The 18,632-nt window shown below is 70.6% G+C and carries 22 protein-coding genes; 17 read left to right on the forward strand and 5 right to left on the reverse strand.

Annotated elements, in window-relative coordinates; all coding sequences use genetic code 11:
• Positions 1-6: 6 nt before the first annotated feature.
• The 3 genes from ABTX18_RS10665 (at position 7) to ABTX18_RS10675 (ending at position 3,031) form a co-directional block, all read left to right on the forward strand.
• Positions 7-759, forward strand: coding sequence for a lysophospholipid acyltransferase family protein (locus tag ABTX18_RS10665; protein ID WP_352122346.1), 753 nt, complete (start codon positions 7-9; stop codon positions 757-759).
• Positions 756-1,766, forward strand: coding sequence for an NAD(P)H-dependent glycerol-3-phosphate dehydrogenase (locus ABTX18_RS10670; protein ID WP_352122347.1), 1,011 nt, complete (start codon positions 756-758; stop codon positions 1,764-1,766). The genes ABTX18_RS10665 and ABTX18_RS10670 overlap by 4 nt, the downstream gene beginning before the upstream one ends.
• A gap of 107 nt (positions 1,767-1,873) precedes the next feature.
• A complete protein-coding gene (locus ABTX18_RS10675; protein ID WP_352122348.1) occupies positions 1,874-3,031 on the forward strand; it encodes a D-alanine--D-alanine ligase family protein in 1,158 nt (385 codons plus the stop codon).
• Between the two features lie 63 nt (positions 3,032-3,094).
• On the opposite strand, the gene ABTX18_RS10680 is transcribed toward ABTX18_RS10675, so the two are convergent.
• Positions 3,095-3,583, reverse strand: a complete 489-nt coding sequence (locus tag ABTX18_RS10680) for a DUF3515 domain-containing protein (RefSeq protein WP_352122349.1) — start codon at positions 3,581-3,583, stop codon at positions 3,095-3,097.
• A 20-nt stretch (positions 3,584-3,603) separates the two neighbouring features.
• A complete protein-coding gene (locus ABTX18_RS10685) occupies positions 3,604-3,837 on the reverse strand; it encodes an Lrp/AsnC ligand binding domain-containing protein (protein WP_352122350.1) in 234 nt (77 codons plus the stop codon).
• 326 nt (positions 3,838-4,163) lie between these two features.
• Here ABTX18_RS10685 and ABTX18_RS10690 point away from each other — a divergent pair, with 326 nt between their 5' ends.
• Both ABTX18_RS10690 and thiD read left to right on the forward strand, forming a co-directional pair.
• Entirely contained in the window at positions 4,164-5,132 is a 969-nt protein-coding gene (locus tag ABTX18_RS10690; RefSeq protein ID WP_352122351.1) for a thiamine-phosphate kinase, read from the forward strand.
• 65 nt (positions 5,133-5,197) lie between these two features.
• Complete coding sequence (gene thiD, locus ABTX18_RS10695; RefSeq protein ID WP_352122352.1) at positions 5,198-6,007, forward strand: bifunctional hydroxymethylpyrimidine kinase/phosphomethylpyrimidine kinase; 810 nt, start codon at positions 5,198-5,200, stop codon at positions 6,005-6,007.
• 92 nt (positions 6,008-6,099) lie between these two features.
• Here the strand turns inward: thiD and rpmB are convergent, their stop codons facing one another.
• Positions 6,100-6,285 (reverse strand): 50S ribosomal protein L28, encoded by a 186-nt coding sequence (gene rpmB / locus ABTX18_RS10700; RefSeq protein ID WP_003965989.1) that lies wholly within the window; start codon positions 6,283-6,285, stop codon positions 6,100-6,102.
• A gap of 256 nt (positions 6,286-6,541) precedes the next feature.
• Here rpmB and ABTX18_RS10705 point away from each other — a divergent pair, with 256 nt between their 5' ends.
• The 9 genes from ABTX18_RS10705 (at position 6,542) to mutM (ending at position 15,737) form a co-directional block, all read left to right on the forward strand.
• Positions 6,542-8,176 (forward strand): DAK2 domain-containing protein, encoded by a 1,635-nt coding sequence (locus ABTX18_RS10705; RefSeq protein ID WP_352122353.1) that lies wholly within the window; start codon positions 6,542-6,544, stop codon positions 8,174-8,176.
• Between the two features lie 77 nt (positions 8,177-8,253).
• A complete protein-coding gene (gene recG / locus ABTX18_RS10710; RefSeq protein ID WP_352122354.1) occupies positions 8,254-10,494 on the forward strand; it encodes an ATP-dependent DNA helicase RecG in 2,241 nt (746 codons plus the stop codon).
• 136 nt (positions 10,495-10,630) lie between these two features.
• Entirely contained in the window at positions 10,631-11,215 is a 585-nt protein-coding gene (gene rsmD / locus ABTX18_RS10715; RefSeq protein WP_352122355.1) for a 16S rRNA (guanine(966)-N(2))-methyltransferase RsmD, read from the forward strand.
• A gap of 26 nt (positions 11,216-11,241) precedes the next feature.
• Complete coding sequence (gene coaD / locus ABTX18_RS10720) at positions 11,242-11,721, forward strand: pantetheine-phosphate adenylyltransferase (protein WP_352122487.1); 480 nt, start codon at positions 11,242-11,244, stop codon at positions 11,719-11,721.
• A gap of 98 nt (positions 11,722-11,819) precedes the next feature.
• Complete coding sequence (locus ABTX18_RS10725; protein WP_352122356.1) at positions 11,820-12,956, forward strand: ATP synthase subunit B family protein; 1,137 nt, start codon at positions 11,820-11,822, stop codon at positions 12,954-12,956.
• A 215-nt stretch (positions 12,957-13,171) separates the two neighbouring features.
• A complete protein-coding gene (locus ABTX18_RS10730) occupies positions 13,172-13,780 on the forward strand; it encodes a YceD family protein (RefSeq protein WP_352122488.1) in 609 nt (202 codons plus the stop codon).
• 2 nt (positions 13,781-13,782) lie between these two features.
• Positions 13,783-13,956 carry a 50S ribosomal protein L32 gene (rpmF, locus tag ABTX18_RS10735; RefSeq protein WP_003965982.1) on the forward strand — a complete coding sequence of 58 codons (174 nt, stop codon included), beginning with the start codon at positions 13,783-13,785 and terminating at the stop codon, positions 13,954-13,956.
• A gap of 19 nt (positions 13,957-13,975) precedes the next feature.
• A complete protein-coding gene (rnc, locus tag ABTX18_RS10740) occupies positions 13,976-14,797 on the forward strand; it encodes a ribonuclease III (protein ID WP_352122357.1) in 822 nt (273 codons plus the stop codon).
• A gap of 85 nt (positions 14,798-14,882) precedes the next feature.
• Positions 14,883-15,737 carry a bifunctional DNA-formamidopyrimidine glycosylase/DNA-(apurinic or apyrimidinic site) lyase gene (mutM, locus tag ABTX18_RS10745; protein ID WP_352122358.1) on the forward strand — a complete coding sequence of 285 codons (855 nt, stop codon included), beginning with the start codon at positions 14,883-14,885 and terminating at the stop codon, positions 15,735-15,737.
• Here the strand turns inward: mutM and ABTX18_RS10750 are convergent.
• Both ABTX18_RS10750 and ABTX18_RS10755 read right to left on the reverse strand, forming a co-directional pair.
• Positions 15,734-16,153 (reverse strand): winged helix-turn-helix transcriptional regulator, encoded by a 420-nt coding sequence (locus ABTX18_RS10750; RefSeq protein ID WP_352122359.1) that lies wholly within the window; start codon positions 16,151-16,153, stop codon positions 15,734-15,736. The genes mutM and ABTX18_RS10750 overlap by 4 nt on opposite strands.
• A gap of 132 nt (positions 16,154-16,285) precedes the next feature.
• Complete coding sequence (locus ABTX18_RS10755; protein WP_352122360.1) at positions 16,286-17,296, reverse strand: CAP domain-containing protein; 1,011 nt, start codon at positions 17,294-17,296, stop codon at positions 16,286-16,288.
• Positions 17,297-17,440: 144 nt separating this feature from the next.
• Here ABTX18_RS10755 and ABTX18_RS10760 point away from each other — a divergent pair, with 144 nt between their 5' ends.
• The 3 genes from ABTX18_RS10760 to ABTX18_RS10770 all read left to right on the forward strand — a co-directional run bounded on the left by ABTX18_RS10760 (position 17,441) and on the right by ABTX18_RS10770 (position 18,382).
• Complete coding sequence (locus ABTX18_RS10760) at positions 17,441-17,722, forward strand: acylphosphatase (RefSeq protein ID WP_352122361.1); 282 nt, start codon at positions 17,441-17,443, stop codon at positions 17,720-17,722.
• 85 nt (positions 17,723-17,807) lie between these two features.
• On the forward strand, positions 17,808-18,071 hold the full coding sequence (locus tag ABTX18_RS10765; protein WP_352122362.1) for a hypothetical protein: 264 nt from the start codon (positions 17,808-17,810) through the stop codon (positions 18,069-18,071).
• Between the two features lie 98 nt (positions 18,072-18,169).
• Positions 18,170-18,382, forward strand: coding sequence for a hypothetical protein (locus ABTX18_RS10770; protein WP_018551753.1), 213 nt, complete (start codon positions 18,170-18,172; stop codon positions 18,380-18,382).
• The last annotated feature ends 250 nt before the right edge of the window (positions 18,383-18,632 follow it).

An 18,632-nucleotide genomic window follows, 5' to 3' on the forward strand; every position in this document is an offset into this window, starting at 1 on the left:
GTCCGAGTGTCCCGCCGCAGAATCGGCTTCTGGTACCGCCTGGCAGCGGTCATCGCGAAACCGCCGCTGGTGATTCTGTTCAAGCGCGACTGGCGGGGAATGGAACACATTCCGGCCGACGGCGGATTCATCACCGCGGTCAATCACAACTCCTACCTCGACCCGCTTTCGTACGGGCACTTCCAGTACAACACCGGACGCGTGCCGCGGCTCCTCGCCAAGGCGGGCCTCTTCAAGACCCCCTTCGTCGGGATGATGCTGCGCGGCACCGGGCAGATCCCCGTGTACCGCGAGACGACGAACGCGCTGGACGCGTTCCGGGCCGCCGTGGACGCCATCAAGCGCGGCGAGTGCGTCGCCTTCTATCCCGAGGGCACTCTCACCCGTGACCCCGAGATGTGGCCGATGGCCGGCAAGACCGGCGCCGCCCGCGTCGCGTTGATGACCAGGGCCCCGGTCATCCCCGTCGCCCAGTGGGGCGCCAACCTGGCGATGCCGCCCTATGCGACGGACAAGAAGCTGCGGCTCTTCCCCCGCAAGACCCTCCAGGTCCAGGCCGGTCCGCCCGTCGACCTCTCCCGGTTCTACGGCAAGGAGCCGACGCCCGAGGTCCTGCGCGAGGCGACCGAGGTCATCATGCGCGCGATCACCGAGCAGCTGGCCGACGTACGGGGGCTGCAGGCACCCACCGCGTTCTACGACCACCGCAAGGCCCGTGCGGAACAACGGCGCAAGGCCGAAGGAGAGGGAACCAAGTGACGCACCCCGTAAAGGCAGCCGTCTTCGGAACCGGCTCATGGGGTACGGCCTTCGCCATGATCCTCGCCGACGCCGGCTGCGAGGTCACCCTCTGGGGACGCCGGGCCGAGGTCGCCGAGGCCGTCAACACGACCCGTACCAACCCCGACTACCTGCCGGGCATCGAACTCCCGGCCTCCGTCCGGGCCACCACGGACGCGGCCGATGCGCTGCGCGGCGCCGACTTCGCGGTGCTCGTCGTGCCGTCCCAGACGCTGCGCGCCAACCTCGCCGACTGGGCCCCGCACCTGGAGTCGCAGACGGTCCTGGTCTCGCTGATGAAGGGCGTCGAACTCGGCACCGCAAAGCGCATGAGCGAGGTCATCGAGGACGTCACCAAGGTCTCCGCCGACCGGATCGCCGTCGTCACCGGCCCCAACCTCGCCAAGGAGATCGCCGAACGCCGCCCCGCGGCAGCAGTCGTCGCCTGCCGGGACGAATCCGTCGCACGCCGCCTCCAGGCCGCCTGCCACACCCCGTACTTCCGCCCCTACACCAGCACCGACGTGGTCGGCTGCGAACTGGGCGGCGCCGTCAAGAACGTCATCGGTCTTGCCGTGGGCATCGCCGACGGCATGGGGCTCGGTGACAACGCCAAGGGCTCGCTCATCACCCGCGGCCTCGCCGAGACGATCCGGCTGGGACTGGCCATGGGCGCCGACCCGCTGACCTTCTCCGGACTCGCCGGCCTCGGCGACCTGGTGGCGACCTGCTCCTCGCCGCTCTCGCGCAACCACACCTTCGGCACCAACCTCGGCCGCGGCATGACGCTCCAGGAGACCATCGCGGTCACCAAGCAGACCGCCGAGGGCGTCAAGTCCTGCGAGTCCGTGCTCGACCTGGCGCGCCGCCACGGCGTCGACATGCCCCTGACCGAGACGGTCGTCGGCATCGTCCACGAGGGCAAGCCGCCGATGGTCGCGCTCAAGGAGCTGATGTCGCGCAGCGCCAAGGCCGAACGGAGTTAGGGCCTTTCGTGGCGGGGCCGGTCGGTCTCCAGAAGCTGACCCGTTCGGCCCCGGACGGCCCCGGCCGCGCTGACGCCACCCGTACCAGCAGGTACGCTCAACGCGATATGAGCAGCGAGAACCTCCCCCAGAGCACGGAGCATCAGCTCCGCAAGCCGCGTGTGGCCGTCGTGTTCGGCGGCCGCAGCTCCGAACACGGCATTTCGGTGGTCACCGCCGGTGCGGTCCTGAACGCGATCGACCGGACGAAGTACGACGTCCTGCCGATCGGCATCACGACGGACGGCCGCTGGGCGCTCACCGCCGACGAACCCGAACGCATGGCCATCACGGACCGCACGATGCCCGACGTGGCACAGCTGGCCGAGTCCGAGGAGGGCGGCGTGGTGCTCTCCGTCGACCCCGGCAGCCGTGAAGTGGTCTACAGCGAGCCCGGATCGGTCCCCAAGGCGCTCGGCGAGGTCGACGTCGTCTTCCCCGTCCTGCACGGCCCCTACGGCGAGGACGGCACGCTCCAGGGCCTCCTGGAACTCTCCGGCGTGCCGTACGTCGGCGCCGGCGTCCTCGCCTCCGCCGTCGGCCAGGACAAGGAGTACATGAAGCGCGTCTTCACCTCCTTCGGCCTCCCCGTCGGCCCGTACGTGGTCGTGCGCCCCCGCGAGTGGGACAACGACCCGCAGGGCGCCCGCAAGCGCATCACGGACTTCGCCGGCGAGTACGGCTGGCCGCTCTTCATCAAGCCCGCCCGGGCCGGCTCGTCCATCGGCATCACCAAGGTCGACGACGTCTCCGGTCTCGACGAGGCGATCGAGGAGGCCCGCCGCCACGACCCCAAGTTCCTCGTGGAGTCGCTGCTGCGGGGCCGCGAGATCGAGTGCGGGGTGCTGGAGTTCGAGGACGGTCCGCGCGCCAGCGTGCCCGCCGAGATCCCGCCGGTGACCTCGCACGACTTCTACGACTTCGAGGCCAAGTACATCGACGCGGCGTCCGGGATCGTGCCCGCCCCGCTCACCGCCGAGGAGACCGCCGAGGTCCAGCGGCTCGCGGTCGAGGCCTTCGAGGCCGCCTCCTGCGAGGGGCTGGTGCGCGCCGACTTCTTCCTCACCGAGGACGGCGGGTTCGTCATCAACGAGATCAACACCCTGCCGGGCTTCACCCCGATCTCCATGTACCCGCGCATGTGGCAGGAGAGCGGTGTCAGCTACCCGCAGCTGGTGGACCGGCTCATCCAGGCGGCGCTGAGCCGGCCGACCGGACTGCGCTGAGAGTCACCGGCACGGCACAGGGAGTGCGCCCCGGTGGGGGCGCACTCCCTGTGGGCTGCAGGGCTACAGGCTGCTGGGGACCGTCTTCTTGACCGCCTTCGCGAACGCCGCGAGCGGGGTCGCGTCGTGCGCGTAGGCCGCCGAGAGCGACACCTCGACGTACGCCTTGCGCAGGGTGGTCGTGAACCGGGGTCCGTCGTCCTTCCGTTGCTCCAGCAGCCAGTTGACACCGTCGGCGTCGGCGGCCTTCGACTGGGCGTCGTCCATCTTCGCGGGGCGCGCGACACCGCAGCGCAGTACGATCGCCCCGTCCCCCCACCCGGCGGTCAGATCCGAACGGGGCGTGGGATCACTGCGCTCCAGACCGGCGACGGAACTCGGCAGCTCCTTGTGCAGCGCGCGGCAGTAGGCTGCGGCTTCCGAGGACGGCTCGGGCACCGACACCGATGCCGACGGATCCGTGGAAGTACAGCCCACCGCGGCCAGGAGCAGCAGGGCGGCGGACGGACCGAGGAGCACGGGGTGGGGGAGCCGGCGGCAGGAAGACGTCACCGGCCCAGCGTAGACGGGGGCTACAGGTGAACGACCGGACAGGTCAGGGTTCTGGTGATGCCGTCCACCTGCTGGACCTTGGCGACCACCATGCGTCCGAGTTCATCGACCGTGTCGGCCTGGGCCCGCACGATCACGTCGTAAGGGCCGGTGACGTCCTCTGCCTGCATCACTCCCACAATCTTGGCGATGGTCTCGGCGACTGTCGACGCCTTGCCCACCTCGGTCTGGATAAGGATGTACGCCTGTACCACGGAACCTCCAGGGCGGCCACGAGGATCATGTGGGGGAAAGGGACGCCACGTTATCGCGTTGCCGCGGGCCGCGGGGAGACCTGCGGGCCGGATGACGCCCGCAGCGTGGCGTACAGAAGGCACAAGTTGACGTATCTCTTGACAGTACCGACAGCAGTGACGGTCCGCGACCGCAAGCCCAGCGGGGCGGACGGGGGACAGGCATGCCCGTGACCAGCAGGACGGACCGCCCCCGCAGGCGGCCGCGCTCCACGGCCGGGGCGGGCACCCGGCCGCTGAAGCAGGCCGGACACACGTCCGGCCCCATAGATGAGAGGTGAGACTCGGTGAAGGGAACCGTGGGCGAGTTGGGGGAGTTCGGGCTCATCAGGGAACTGACCTCCCGGCTCACCACCACTCCGGCGGTACGGCTGGGGCCCGGCGACGACGCCGCGGTCGTCAACGCCCCCGACCGCAGGGTCGTGGCCAGCACGGACATCCTGCTGGAGGGACGGCACTTCCGGCGTGACTGGTCGACCGCGTACGACGTCGGCCGCAAGGCCGCCGCGCAGAACCTCGCCGACATCGCCGCCATGGGGGCCGTGCCCACGGCACTGCTCCTCGGCCTCGTCGTCCCCGCCGAACTCCCGGTCACCTGGGCCGGGGAGCTGATGGACGGCATCCGCGACGAGTGCCAGGTCGCGGGGGCGGCCGTGGTCGGGGGCGACGTCGTGCGCGGCGACACCATCACCGTCGCGATCACCGCGCTCGGCGATCTGCGCAACCACGAACCCGTCACCAGGGCGGGCGCCCAGCCCGGTGACGTCGTCGCCGTCACCGGCTGGCTCGGCTGGTCCGCCGCCGGGTTCGCCGTCCTCTCGCGCGGATTCCGGTCGCCCCGCGCCTTCGTGGAGGCCCACCGCCGCCCCGAACCGCCCTACCACGCGGGTCCCGCGGCGGCCGGGCTCGGCGCCACCGCCATGACGGACGTCAGCGACGGCCTCGTCGCCGACCTCGGCCACATCGCCGAGGCCAGCAAGGTCCGCATCGACCTGCGCTCCGGGCTCATCGACATCCCGTCCCAGATGTCCGACATCGGGCAGGCCGTCGGCGTGGACCCGCTCCAGTGGGTGCTCACCGGGGGCGAGGACCACGCGATCGTCGCGACGTTCCCGCCCGACGTGAAGCTGCCGGCCCGCTGGAAGGTCATCGGCGAGGTCCTCAACCCCTCGGCGCTGCCGCAGGTCACCGTCGACGGGGCGCCCTGGACCAGCAAGAGCGGCTGGGACCACTTCGGCGACATCGAGGATGCCTAGGGCCTCTCGTTCCTGATCCCCGGCCGGGCTCCGGGGCCCTGTCCGGAGCCAGTAGATTGCGGCGTATGCCCACACCCTCCGCCGTACCGCCCCGCGTGCTCACCGTCGCCGGATCCGATTCCGGCGGCGGTGCGGGCATTCAGGCCGACCTCAAGACGATGCTGGCGCTCGGCGTCCACGGCATGAGCGTGCTGACCGCCGTCACCGCGCAGAACTCCCTGGGCGTACAGGGCGCCTGGGAACTGCCCGCGGAGGCCGTACGCGCCCAGTACCGCAGCGTCGTCGACGACATCGGCGTGAGCGCGGTCAAGACCGGCATGCTGTCGTCGGCGCTGCTCGTCGAGACGGTCGCCGCACTCCTCGCCGGGACGGACGCCCCCGCCGTCGTCGACCCGGTCGGCGTCTCCAAACACGGAGACCCGCTCCTGGCCGAGGAAGCGCTCGACTCCGTCCGTACGAAGCTGCTGCCCGTCGCGACCGTGGCGACCCCGAACCTCGACGAAGTGGCACAGCTCACCGGCATCACCGTCACCGACGAGGCCGGAATGCGGCGGGCGGCCGCCGCACTGCTCGGATACGGGCCCCGCTGGGTCGTCGTCAAGGGCGGGCACCTGCCGGGCGACCCCGTCGACCTGCTCACGAACGGCACCGAGGACCACTGGCTGCGTGCCCCCCGCCACGACAACCGTCACACGCACGGGACGGGCTGCACCCTCGCCTCCGCCATCGCCTGCGGACTGGCCATCGGACAGGACGTGCCCACGGCGGTACGGGCCGCGAAGGACTACGTCACCGGCGCGATCGCGGCGGGCTTTCCGCTGGGATCGGGGATCGGCCCGGTCGACCACGGATGGCGACTGCGGGACGGCCGCTGAGCCGGGCCCCCGCAGGAGCACAGCAAAAAGCCGGTCCACCGAGGTGGACCGGCTTTTTGGGCAACCGGTAGGGCTGCGCTACGACGGGAACGTCAGCGCGCGACCTTGCCGGCCTTGATGCACGAGGTGCAGACGTTGAGCCGCTTCGGCGTCCGCCCGACCACGGCACGCACGCGCTGGATGTTGGGATTCCAGCGACGGGACGTACGGCGGTGCGAGTGCGAAATGCTGTTGCCGAAGCTCGGCCCCTTGCCGCAAACGTCGCAGTTGGCAGCCACGGGTCACTCCAAAACTTCAGATGCACTTACAGTGAATTCCGGCACGCCGGATTCATTGACTGAAGTGGCGGTACCGGGGGAATGTTCCCGACTCTCGCCGGGCAACCGAAGCAGCATACAACGGCTGCGTCGGAGATACGAAACTACCATGGGTGCACAGCCGCCCGTCCCGCCCCCGGACCCGTTCCGGCCGCCGCCGGCACTAGTCTGCGGTGCAGCCCGCCGTCCCGGTACGCGTTTCGAGGAGGACCATCAGGTGCCGCAGACCGCCGACGACCTGGACGCCGTCGCGGTGCGTACCTGGTGCTCCCTGGCGCTGGACGCGCTGGGCCGGGAGCGCGAGGCCATCGACGCGATCAACGTGTATCCCGTCGCCGACGGCGACACCGGCACCAATCTCTACCTGACCGTGGAATCGGCGGCGGCCGCGGTCGAGGCCGTCTTCGCCGCCCATGAGACCGGCGCTTCGCTGCCCTCGACCGCCGACGCGGTACGCGCCATGGCGCACGGGGCGCTCATCGGAGCCCGCGGCAACTCCGGCACGATCCTGGCGCAGCTGCTGCGCGGCATGGCCGGCGTCCTGGCCGAGGGCACGGGCGCCGACCGGCTGCGCCTCGCGCTCACCACGGCCGCGGCCTCGGCCCGGGAAGCGGTCGCCCACCCCGTCGAGGGCACGGTCCTGACCGTCGCCACCGAGGCCGCCGCGGCTGCGGGGCGGGTGGCGGAGGGCGCCGGAGCGCCCGCGGTGGTGCGGGCGGCGTACGAAGGGGCGCGGACGGCCCTGGAGGCGACCCCCGGACAGCTCGCCGTCCTCGGCCGGGCCGGGGTCGTCGACGCGGGCGGGCGGGGACTGGTGGCGGTGCTCGGCGCGCTGGTCGAGGCGGTCTCGGGCCGCGCCCCGGAGCGGGCGTACGAGACACCGGCCGCTCCCGCCCCGCTCCTCACCGCGGCCGGCGACTGCCCCGCGGCGGACGACCCCGAGGGCGGACCGGCCTTCGAGGTCATCTACCTGCTCGAGGCCGGCGACGAGGCCGTGGAACGGCTGCGGACCCGCCTCGACGGGCTCGGCGACTCCCTGGTGGTGGTCGGCGGCGACGGGCTGTGGAACGTCCATGTGCACGTCGACGACGCGGGAGCGGCGGTGGAGGCCGGGGTCGAGGCCGGACGCCCGTACCGGATCCGGATCACGCACTTCGCCGCGGACCGGGTGCACGGCCGCCCCGGACCCGTCCAGCGCGCTGTCGTGGTGGTCGTCCCGGGCGACGGCCTCGCCGGCCTGTGCGCCGAGGCCGGCGCGACGACGGTGCTCGCGCGGCCCGGCGAGCCCCCGGCCAGCGGCGAACTCGTCGACGCCATCCGGCGCGCGCACGCCCGCGAGGTGGTGCTCCTGCCCAACGACGGGGACCTGCGCCACACGGCCGCTGCCGCAGCCGAGCAGGCCCGGGCCGAGGGCATCCGGGTCTCCCTCATCCCCACCAGGGCCGCGGTCCAGGGCATCGCGGCCCTGGCCGTCCATGAACCGGACCGCAGCTTCGACGAGGACGTCGTCGCGATGACCGCGGCGGCCGGCGCCACCCGGTACGCCGAACTGGCCGTCGCCGAACGGCAGTCCTGGACCATGGCGGGCATCTGCCAGGCCGGCGACATCCTGGGGCTGATCGACGGTGATGTGGCCGTCATCGGCGAGGACGTCCCGGAAACCGCCCGGAAGGTGCTGGACCGGATGCTGGCGGCGGGCGGCGAACTCGTCACCCTCGTCCTCGGCGAGGACGTCCCCGACACCCTGGCCGAGAGGCTGGAGGAACACGTCCGCGAGAGATACCTGGCCGTGGACACGGTGGTCTACCGCGGCGGCCACCAGTGCGCTCCGCTGCTGATCGGCGTGGAGTAGCGCCGCCCGCCGGTCCGCAGGAGATTTCGGGCGGCCCGGTGGTGCCCGGCGGACAACTGTCAGTGGCGTGGTGTGCAATGGATCGCGTGTCTGCGTTCGACGAACCCCTCAAGAAGCTGCTCGGTGGCGCCACCGCGAAGGTGATGGCCGAGCACCTCGACCTGCACACGGTCGGTGATCTCCTGCATCACTATCCGCGGCGGTACGAGGAGCGCGGCCGGCTCACGGCGCTGACCGACCTCCCGCTCGACGAGCATGTGACCGTCGTCGCCCAGGTCGACGACGCCCGCGTGATGACGTTCAACGGCGGCCGGGGCAAGCGCCTGGAAGTGACGCTGACCGACGGCCACGGCCGTCTCCAGCTGGTCTTCTTCGGCCACGGCGTCCACAAGCCGCACAAGGAGCTGCTGCCGGGCCGGAGGGCGATGTTCGCCGGCAAGGTCTCCGTCTTCAACCGCAAGATGCAGCTGGCTCACCCCACGTATCAGCTGCTGGACGCCGACTCCGTCGACGAGGCCGGGGCGAGCGAGGCCGTGGACGCGTTCGCCGGCAAGCTGCTTCCGATCTACCCCGCCTGCAAACAGCTCGACTCCTGGCGGATCGCCAAGGCGGTCGACGCGGTGCTGCCCAGCGCCCAGGAGGCCGTGGACCCGCTCCCGCCCGCCCTGCGCGAGGGCCGGGGTTTCACCCCCTTGCCCGAGGCCCTGGTGAAGATCCACCGGCCGCAAACCAAGGCGGACGTCGCCGCGGCCAGGGACCGGCTGAAGTGGGACGAGGCATTCGTCCTCCAGGTCGCCCTCGCGCGCCGCCGGTACGCGGACACCCAGCTGCCCGCCGTCGCCCGCAAGCCGGTCCCCGGCGGCCTTCTCGACGCCTTCGACGCCAAGCTGCCCTTCACCCTCACCGACGGCCAGGTGAAGGTCTCCAAGGAGATCTTCGACGACCTGGCGACCGAACATCCCATGCACCGGCTGCTCCAGGGAGAGGTCGGCTCGGGGAAGACGATGGTGGCGCTGCGCGCCATGCTGGGCACCGTCGACGCCGGCGGCCAGGCCGCCATGCTCGCGCCCACCGAAGTCCTCGCCCAGCAGCACCACCGCTCCATCACCGAGATGATGGGGGAACTCGCCGAGGGAGGGATGCTGGGCGGGTCCGACCAGGGCACCAAGGTCGTCCTTCTCACCGGCTCGATGGGCATGGCGGCCCGCAGGCAGGCCCTGCTCGACCTGGTCACCGGCGAGGCCGGGATCGTCATCGGGACCCATGCGCTGATCGAGGACAAGGTGCAGTTCCACGACCTGGGGCTGGTCGTCGTCGACGAGCAGCACCGCTTCGGGGTGGAGCAGCGTGACGCCCTGCGCTCCAAGGGGAAGCAGCCGCCGCATCTGCTCGTCATGACCGCCACCCCCATTCCCCGTACGGTCGCCATGACCGTCTTCGGCGACCTGGAGACCTCCGTCCTGGACCAGCTCCCGGCCGGCCGCTCCCCGATCGCCAGCCATGTAGTCCCCGCCAAGGACAAGCCCCACTTCCTCAGCCGCGCCTGGGAACGGGTCCGCGAAGAGGTGGAGAACGGCCACCAGGCCTATGTGGTCTGCCCCCGCATCGGTGACGACGAGGACGACAGCGCCAAGAAGAAGACCGCCGCGGGGAAGAAGAAGGCCGCCGAGGAGAAGGAGGCGAAGGAGGCGGAAGGGGACAAGCGCCCCCCGCTCGCCGTCCTGGAGATCGCCGAGCAGCTCGCCAAGGGGCCCTTGACCGGTCTGCGTATCGAGGTGCTGCACGGCAGGATGCACCCCGACGACAAGGACGACGTGATGCGCCGCTTCGCCGCGGGCCAGGTCGACGTCCTGGTCGCCACCACGGTCATCGAGGTCGGGGTCAACGTCCCCAACGCCACCGCGATGGTGATCATGGACGCCGACCGGTTCGGCGTCTCCCAGCTCCACCAGCTGCGCGGCCGGGTCGGCCGCGGATCGGCACCCGGGCTCTGCCTGCTGGTCAGCGAGGCCCATGAGGCGAGCCCCGCCCGTGCCCGCCTGTCCGCCGTCGCCGCCACTCTCGACGGCTTCGAACTCTCCCGGATCGACCTCGAGCAGCGCCGCGAGGGCGACGTCCTCGGACAGGCCCAGTCCGGGGTCCGCTCCTCGCTCCGGGTCCTGAGCGTCATCGACGACGAGGAGGTCATCGCCGCCGCCCGCCAGGAGGCCGTCACGGTCGTGGCCGCCGACCCGGACCTGGAGCACCTGCCCGAACTGCGCGTCGCCCTGGACGCCCTGCTGGACAAGGACCGCGAGGAGTACCTCGACAAGGGGTGACCGGACCGGACCAGACCGGAGAAGGGATGAGGAAGGCGGGCGGCCGGTCGGGCCCCGGCCACCGCGACGCCATATCGTGGGTGGCACGGCGTCCGCAGCACCCTGCGCGCCGCCCCGAACCGAGGACCAGACACCCATGACCCGCGTGATCGCAGGCGTGGCCGGCGGACGCCGCCTGGCCGTCCCGCCCGGCACCGGCACCCGCCCCACCTCCGACCGCGCGCGCGAGGGCCTGTTCTCCACTTGGCAGGCGCTCCTCGGCACCCTCGACGGCATCCGGATCGCCGACCTCTACGCGGGCTCGGGAGCCGTCGGCCTCGAAGCGCTCTCCCGCGGAGCGGTGCACGCCCTGCTCGTCGAGGCCGACGCCAAGGCCGTCCGCACCGTCCGGGACAACGTCCGCACCCTGGGCCTGCCCGGCGCCGAGGTCCGCGCCGGCAAAGCCGAACAGATCGTGACAGGACCGGCGCCCGCGGACCCGTACGACGTGGTCTTCCTCGATCCTCCCTACGCCGTCACCGACGACGATCTTGGCGAGATCCTGCTCACACTCCGTACCCAGGGGTGGCTCACGGACGATGCGGTCGTCACGGTGGAACGCAGCACAAGAGGCGGAGAATTCAGCTGGCCCAAGGGATTCGAGCCATTGCGGGCCCGTCGCTACGGCGAGGGAACGCTTTGGTACGGTCGCGCCGCCGCTACGTGCGAAGACGCACGATGACCGGACCGGAGAGCGAGGGAATCAAGTTGCGCCGCGCCGTCTGCCCGGGGTCGTTCGACCCCATCACCAACGGACATCTCGACATCATCGGCCGCGCGTCGAAGCTGTACGACGTCGTGCATGTCGCGGTGATGATCAACCAGTCCAAGAAGGGCCTGTTCACGGTCGACGAGCGGATCGAGCTGATCCGTCAGGTCACCTCGGACTTCGGCAACGTCCAGGTCGAGTCCTTCCACGGGCTGCTGGTCGACTTCTGCAAGCAGCGCGACATCCCGGCGATCGTGAAGGGCCTGCGGGCCGTCAGCGACTTCGACTACGAGCTTCAGATGGCCCAGATGAACAACGGGCTCTCGGGTGTCGAAACGCTCTTCGTGCCGACCAATCCGACCTACAGTTTCCTGTCGTCCTCCCTGGTCAAGGAGGTGGCGGCCTGGGGCGGCGACGTCTCGCACCTGCTGCCGCCCCTGGTCCACGAGGCACTGACCGGGCGCCTCGCTCAGCAGTGACGCACTGACGTTCCGTCACCAGGTGTCGGGCGGGCTCCGACTGGCCGTACAGTCGTCCCGTCCGTCTCCAATCGGCAGTAGAGAGTGGCGAGCACACGGTGGACGTGCAGAAGAAGCTCGACGAGATCGTCGAAGCGGTCGGAAACGCCCGCTCCATGCCCATGTCGGCATCCTGCGTGGTCAACCGCGCCGAACTGCTCTCGATGCTCGAAGAGGTGCGCGAGGCCCTGCCCGGCGCGCTCGCCCAGGCCGCGCAGGTCATCGGCGGCCACGAGCAGCTCGTCGAGCAGGCCCGCCAGGAGGCCGGCCGGATCATCGAGGGCGCCCACGCCGAGCGTGGCTCGCTCATCTCCGGCACGGAGATCGCCCGGCAGGCCCAGGCCGAGGCCGACCGGATCCTCGGCGAGGCCCGCAAGGACGCGGACGAGGTCCGGGCCGAGGCGGACGAGTACGTCGACAGCAAGCTCGCCAACTTCGAGGTAGTCCTCACCAAGACGATCGGCTCCGTCGACCGGGGCCGCGAGAAGCTCCTCGGCCGTGGCCAGGGCTTCGACGAGCAGGGCTACGAGGACCCGGACTTCGCCGAGGCCCCCGAGCGCAGCGCCGACCCGGCCACGCTCCAGCGCCGGGCCGACGAGTACGTGGACACCAAGCTCGGCGCCTTCGAGGCGGTGCTCGCCAAGACCCTGGAGGCCGTCGGCCGGGGCCGGCAGAAGCTGCACGGCCGGGTCGCCACCGATGATCTCGGTGCGCACATGGCCGCGCAGGACGCGGCGGGCGCCCAGGGCCACACCAGCGACGAGGACCACTGGGCGGGGCTCGCCGAGATCGCCACCCCCGAACCGCTCCCGGTGCCCCAGCAGCACGGCGAGCCGCAGTACGCGGCGCAGCCGGAGCCGCAGTACGCGCAGACGTACGCGTACCAGGAGCAGCAGGACGGCTACCAGGAGCAGCCGCAGCAGGACGCGTACCAGGGACAGGCGCAGCAGTCCGACCCGTACGCCGCCTACCAGCAGCAGCCCGATCCGTACGCCGGGTACCAGCAGCAGGGGTACGACCCGAACCAGGGCCAGGTGCCCATGCCGGCGCAGGGCTACGACGCCTGGCAGCAGCCGGCACAGCCTCCGCAGCCGCCCCTCCAGCAGCACGGCGAGGGCGCCCTGGACGAGACCAGCCTGTTCGACACCAGCATGATCGACCTGGAACAGCTCCGCCGGTACGAACAGGAGCGCTGAACCCTTTCCGGGGACGGGTCAGGTCCTGCCTCCGGGCCGGATTGGGTGCTGGGCGGTGTGTCCAGTATCCTGGTCCTTCGGTCGCGCGTATGTCCGCGATCCCGGCTGCCCGCTTCGACTCCGGACGGGCCGGCCCACCCCCACCCCGCGTGATGCGCACGATTTCGAAAGCAGGAGAAGCCCTGAACGGCCACCTCGACCACCGAAACCCTCTCGTGTTCGATACGCACGAGCTGGGTCGGCGTCCGGGTGCCCTCAAGCGGCTGACCCGCTCGGCGGACGCCCCCAAGGACCTCGGCATCGACGGGGTCATCGGTGTGCCGGAAGGCGCACCCGTGGAGCTGGACGTCCGCCTCGAGTCGGTCATGGAAGGTGTGCTTGTCACAGGCACCGCCCGTGCAACCGCCGAGGGGGAGTGCGTAAGGTGTCTGGAGCCGCTGACCCTCGAGGTCGAGGCGGATTTCCAGGAAATGTTCTCGTACCCTGACGCCGATGACCGGAACCGCAGCAAGACCGCGGACCCGGTCGACGACGCCGAGGACGACGAGGACAGGTACTTCCTCGAGGACGGCTTGTTCGACCTCGAGTCGGTGCTGCGTGATGCGGTGGTGCTCGCACTGCCGATGCAGCCGGTGTGCAAGGAGACCTGTGCCGGTCTGTGTTCCGAATGCGGAATCAGGCTGGACGAGAATCCGGGCCACCACCACGATGTCGTCGATGCACGTTGGGCGGCATTGCAAGGACTCGCCGAGACCGTTCAGGACGGCGAGAAGGACAACATGGGCGGCGTCGAACCCGGCGCCGACGAGAAGCAGGAGAAGTAGCCGTGGCTGTTCCGAAGCGGAAGATGTCGCGCAGCAACACGCGCCACCGCCGGTCGCAGTGGAAGGCTGCGGTCCCCACCCTGGTTTCGTGCGAGCGTTGCCAGGAGCCGAAGCTGCAGCACATCGCGTGCCCCAGCTGCGGCACGTACAACAAGCGCCAGGTCCTCGAGGTCTGAGCGGCTGGTGAGAGGCCCGATGTCTGAGTTGTCCCACGCCAAGAAGCAGGCAGACAACGTCAACACAGCCTCGTCCCACACGCTTCTGGAAGGGCGGCTCGGGTACCACCTCGAGTCCGCCCTTCTGGTGCGTGCGCTGACCCATCGTTCGTACGCGTACGAGAACGGCGGTCTGCCCACCAACGAGCGGCTCGAATTCCTCGGGGATTCGGTGCTCGGCCTGGTGGTCACGGACACGCTGTACCGCACTCACCCCGACCTGCCTGAAGGCCAGCTGGCCAAATTGCGGGCCGCGGTGGTCAACTCGCGTGCGCTTGCGGAAGTGGGCCGCGGCCTCGAACTCGGCTCCTTCATCCGGCTCGGCCGCGGTGAAGAGGGCACGGGTGGCCGGGACAAGGCGTCCATCCTCGCCGACACCCTTGAAGCGGTGATCGGTGCGGTCTATCTCGACCAGGGCCTCGACGTGGCCGCGGAGCTGGTTCACCGGCTCTTCGACCCGCTGATCGACCGGTCCTCGAACCTCGGCGCCGGCCTGGACTGGAAGACCAGTCTCCAGGAGCTCACCGCGAGCGAGGGTCTCGGAGTCCCCGAGTACCTCGTCACGGAGACCGGCCCGGACCACGAGAAGACCTTTACTGCTGCTGCTCGCGTCGGTGGTGTCTCGTACGGCACCGGCACCGGCCGTAGCAAGAAGGAAGCGGAGCAGCAGGCGGCCGAGTCCGCCTGGCGCGAGATCAGCGCCGCCGCGGAAGCACGGGAGGCGGCGGCCAAGTCCGCTGCTGACGGAGGGGCCGCCGACACCCCTGCCGGCCCGGCGTCCACGGACGTTGCTCCTGCCTGACCCGGAGAACCCCTCGGTGCCCAGCGCACCGGGGGGTTCTCCCTGTCCACACCCAGGTCCCGCCAACAGATTCAGGAGCGCCGCCGTGCCCGAGCTGCCCGAGGTAGAAGTCGTCCGGCGGGGTCTCGAGCGCTGGGTCGCCGGGCGCACGGTCGGCGAGGTCGACGTCCTGCACCCGCGTGCGGTCCGCCGGCACCTCGCGGGCGGTGCGGACTTCGCGGCACGGCTCGGCGGCGTACGCCTGGGCACGGCGATGCGCCGCGGCAAGTATCTGTGGGTGCCGCTCGACGACGCGGCCACCTCGCTCCTGGGCCACCTGGGCATGAGCGGTCAGCTGCTCGTCCAGCCCGAGAGCGCACCTGACGAGAAGCATCTGCGGATCAGGGTCCGTTTCGACGACACCGTCGGCACGGAGCTGCGCTTCGTCGACCAGCGCACCTTCGGCGGGCTCTCCCTCCACGAGAACACCGCCGAGGGACTGCCCGACACCATCGCCCACATCGCCCGCGACCCCCTGGACCCGGCCTTCGACGACGCCGCGTTCCACACCGCGCTGCGACTGCGGCGGACGACGGTCAAACGCGCCCTGCTCGACCAGTCACTGATCAGCGGTGTCGGCAACATCTACGCGGACGAGGCGCTCTGGCGCGCCCGGCTGCACTACGACCGGCCGACGGCGACCCTGACCCGCCCCAAGTCGGCCGAACTGCTCGGCCACGTCCGCGACGTGATGAACGCGGCGCTGGCGCAGGGCGGCACGAGCTTCGACAGTCTCTACGTGAACGTGAACGGCGAGTCGGGCTACTTCGACCGCTCGCTCGACGCCTACGGGCGTGAGGACGAGCCCTGCCACCGTTGCGGTACGCCGATGCGGCGCCGCGCCTGGATGAACCGGTCGAGCTACTTCTGCCCCGTCTGCCAGCGACCGCCGCGCGCCTAGTCTGTCCGGGCGTGGGCCTCGTCGTACCGTGCCCGCGCCGCCAGGACCTCGGACATCCGGCCCTCGACGAGCTGGATGAGGCCGAGCAGCTGCCCGGAGACCTGCCGCCCCAGCGGGGTGAGCTCGTAGTCGACGCGCGGGGGGTTGGTCGGCCGGGCCTCGCGGTGCACCAGGCCGTCGCGCTCCAGGGCGTGCAGGGTCTGGGAGAGCATCTTCTCGCTCACCCCGTCGACCCGGCGCCGCAGCGCGTTGAACCGGAGGCTGCCCTCGTACAGCGCGGTCAGCGTCAGACCGCCCCAGCGGCCGGTGACGTGCTCCAGGGTGCCGCGCGAGGGGCACTGCCTGGCGAACACGTCGAAGGGGAGGGCGCTTTCCGGGCCGCCCTCGGACGGTGCGCTGCCGCCGGTCTCTTCCATGAAAACCAGCGTACGCCCGCACAGCGCTTTCCACGGGATTGCGCATTCCGTGGGAGAGCGAGTGGGGCGTACGGGGCCGGAGCGGGCTCAAGGTGTCCCCGGGGCCGTCCCGGGAGCGTCAGAAGGCGAGTGTCAGAAGCCGAAGTCCTGCGTCCACCAGGGGCCGCCGGGGCCGAAGTGGACACCGACGCCCAGCGTCTTGTAGTCGCAGTTGAGAATGTTCGCGCGGTGGCCTTCGCTGTTCATCCAGGCCTCCATCACGGCCTCGGCGTCGGCCTGGCCGCGGGCTATGTTCTCCCCGCCGAGCCCCGAGACGCCGGCGTCGGAGGCGCGGTCCCAGGGGGACTGCCCGTCCGGGTCGGTGTGGTCGAAGAACCCGCGGGCCGCCATGTCGTCGCTGAAGTTCTGGGCGAGCGAGGCCAGCGAGGCGCTCGCGGTCACCGGACTGCAGCCGACCTTGCCCCGCTCCTGGTTGACCAGGGCGAGCACGGCGGCCTGGGCCGAGGTGGGGGCGGGTGACGTGGTGGTCTTGGGAGCGGCCGGCGCGGAGGCCGGAGTCCTGGGCGCGGCCGGGCTCGACGCGGTGGCCGGGGCCGAACTCTTCGTGGGTGCGGCGGAGGGGGCCTTGGAGGCGGAGCGCCGTGCCTGCTCGGTGGCGGCCGCTGCCTTCGTCTTCGTCGTCTTCGTCGGCTCGGAGGTCTTCGACGGGGACGCGGACGGCGTGCCGGCCCTGGGGGAGGCCGACTTCGTGGGCGCCTTGCTGCGCTCGGCACTCCGGCTCGCCGTGGCCGACGCGGATGCGCGTTCGGAGGCGGATGCAGAGGCGGAGGCGGAGGCGGAGGCGGACGCGCGGCCGGCCGGGGCGGTCGTGGAGCCGCCCTGCGACAGGAGGTCCGGGGCGCCCTGGGAGCGCACCTGGTCGGCGGCGGGACCGCCACTCACGTGGTAGGTGTCCCCGCCCGGCAGCAGTCCGGAGGCCACCGCCACGGCCCCGACGGCCATGGCCGCGGAGACGCCGAGCAGTCCCGTGCGTACCGGTATTCCGGACCGCTTCCTGCGGCGCGCTCCCCGGTTGTGGCCGGCCGCCGGCTCCGCGGACTGTTCAGCGGCGGGAGCTGCGGCGGAGCGTCGATGGCGTCCCATCTGCTGTGCCCTTCTGACGATCTGGACGCCGTTGTCGGCGCACCCTGGCTCACCCGATCGAGTGAAGCTATTGCGAGGGGACTGTACGCCATGGCCTATCGGCGAGAAGTGCTCCGAGAGCAATTGGCCGGTTAGCGTTCGGGTATGAACGAAGATGTGCGCCTCACCGCTTGGGTACGCGGCCGAGTACAGCAAGTAGGGTTCCGCTGGTTCACCAGGGCAAACGCTTTGGAGATCGGCGGACTCACCGGATTCGCGCTCAATCTCGAGGACGGCCGGGTGCAGGTTGTGGCGGAAGGGGCGCGTGAGAATTGCCACCGTCTGCTGGATTGGCTGCGCTCGGACGACACACCCGGCCGCGTCGACGGAGTCACTGAGATCTGGGACACGCCGCGGGGCGGATACGAGGGATTCGCGATCCGCTGATCCGGGTCCCGGAAGGCCGGGAAACACGTCTCGTGTTCGGGCCGTGTTCGAGGGGCGCCGGGGTGTGACGGCGAACGGTCCGGTCATGCGTACACATGAAATGACCTGCGGAATGACCGATGGTTGCCAAGATTCGGATGGCGTGCCAGGCTGCGGCAGTAAGGATGACTTCCGCGCCCCTGAGGGCCCCGCTGGAGAGTCGCGCCGCATGATCGTCGAGCCGCGCGCCCCGGGGACGCCCGCTCTACAGGGTGTGATCGTGTTGACCGTCAAACTTTTTGGTGAGACGCTGAAATCCCCGCGCACCTTAGCTGTTCGGCAGAGCTGTTTGGCAGCAGAGCAGCAGTGAACACAGAGCAAGACGGAGCACTGCCGAGCACCGCGGGTGCGATTCCCTCACGACCCACACCGCATCGGTCGGTCACTCAGTGTGGAGGACCATCCATCATGGCAAAGGCGCTTCTCGGTTACGTCGGCGGTTCCGATCCGCGACTCCTCGCCGAGATGCGACGGCTTCAGCAGCGCGTCCAGGATCTTGAGTCCGAGCTCGTACGGATTCAGGACGAGAACGACGCGCTCAACGCCGCCGCCCAGCACCAAGAGTCGCTGCTCGACAGCATCGACATCGACGTACCTCAGGCGGAGCCGGCGCTGACCTGACCGATGGCCCCCAGGGGCCGGTCGGGCTGCACGCGGCAGCCGCACGGGAACATCGCCGGATCGTCACCGGATCATTGAAGATCAATCGCTCTTGATCTGCTTCGTCATGCCTCGTCACTGATCCGGGTACGCGCGCCTTCACGCCTTCATGGAGGCAGTGGATCCGGCGGCACAGCATTGCACGAGATGTGCAGGGGACGCTTCGGCGTCCCTTTTGCTTTTCCCTGAATCTCCCCGAATCTCCTGAACC

Origin of the sequence: Streptomyces sp. NPDC096323, assembly GCF_040302845.1 — a bacterium.
In the GTDB taxonomy this organism is placed as follows: Bacteria; Actinomycetota; Actinomycetes; order Streptomycetales; family Streptomycetaceae; genus Streptomyces.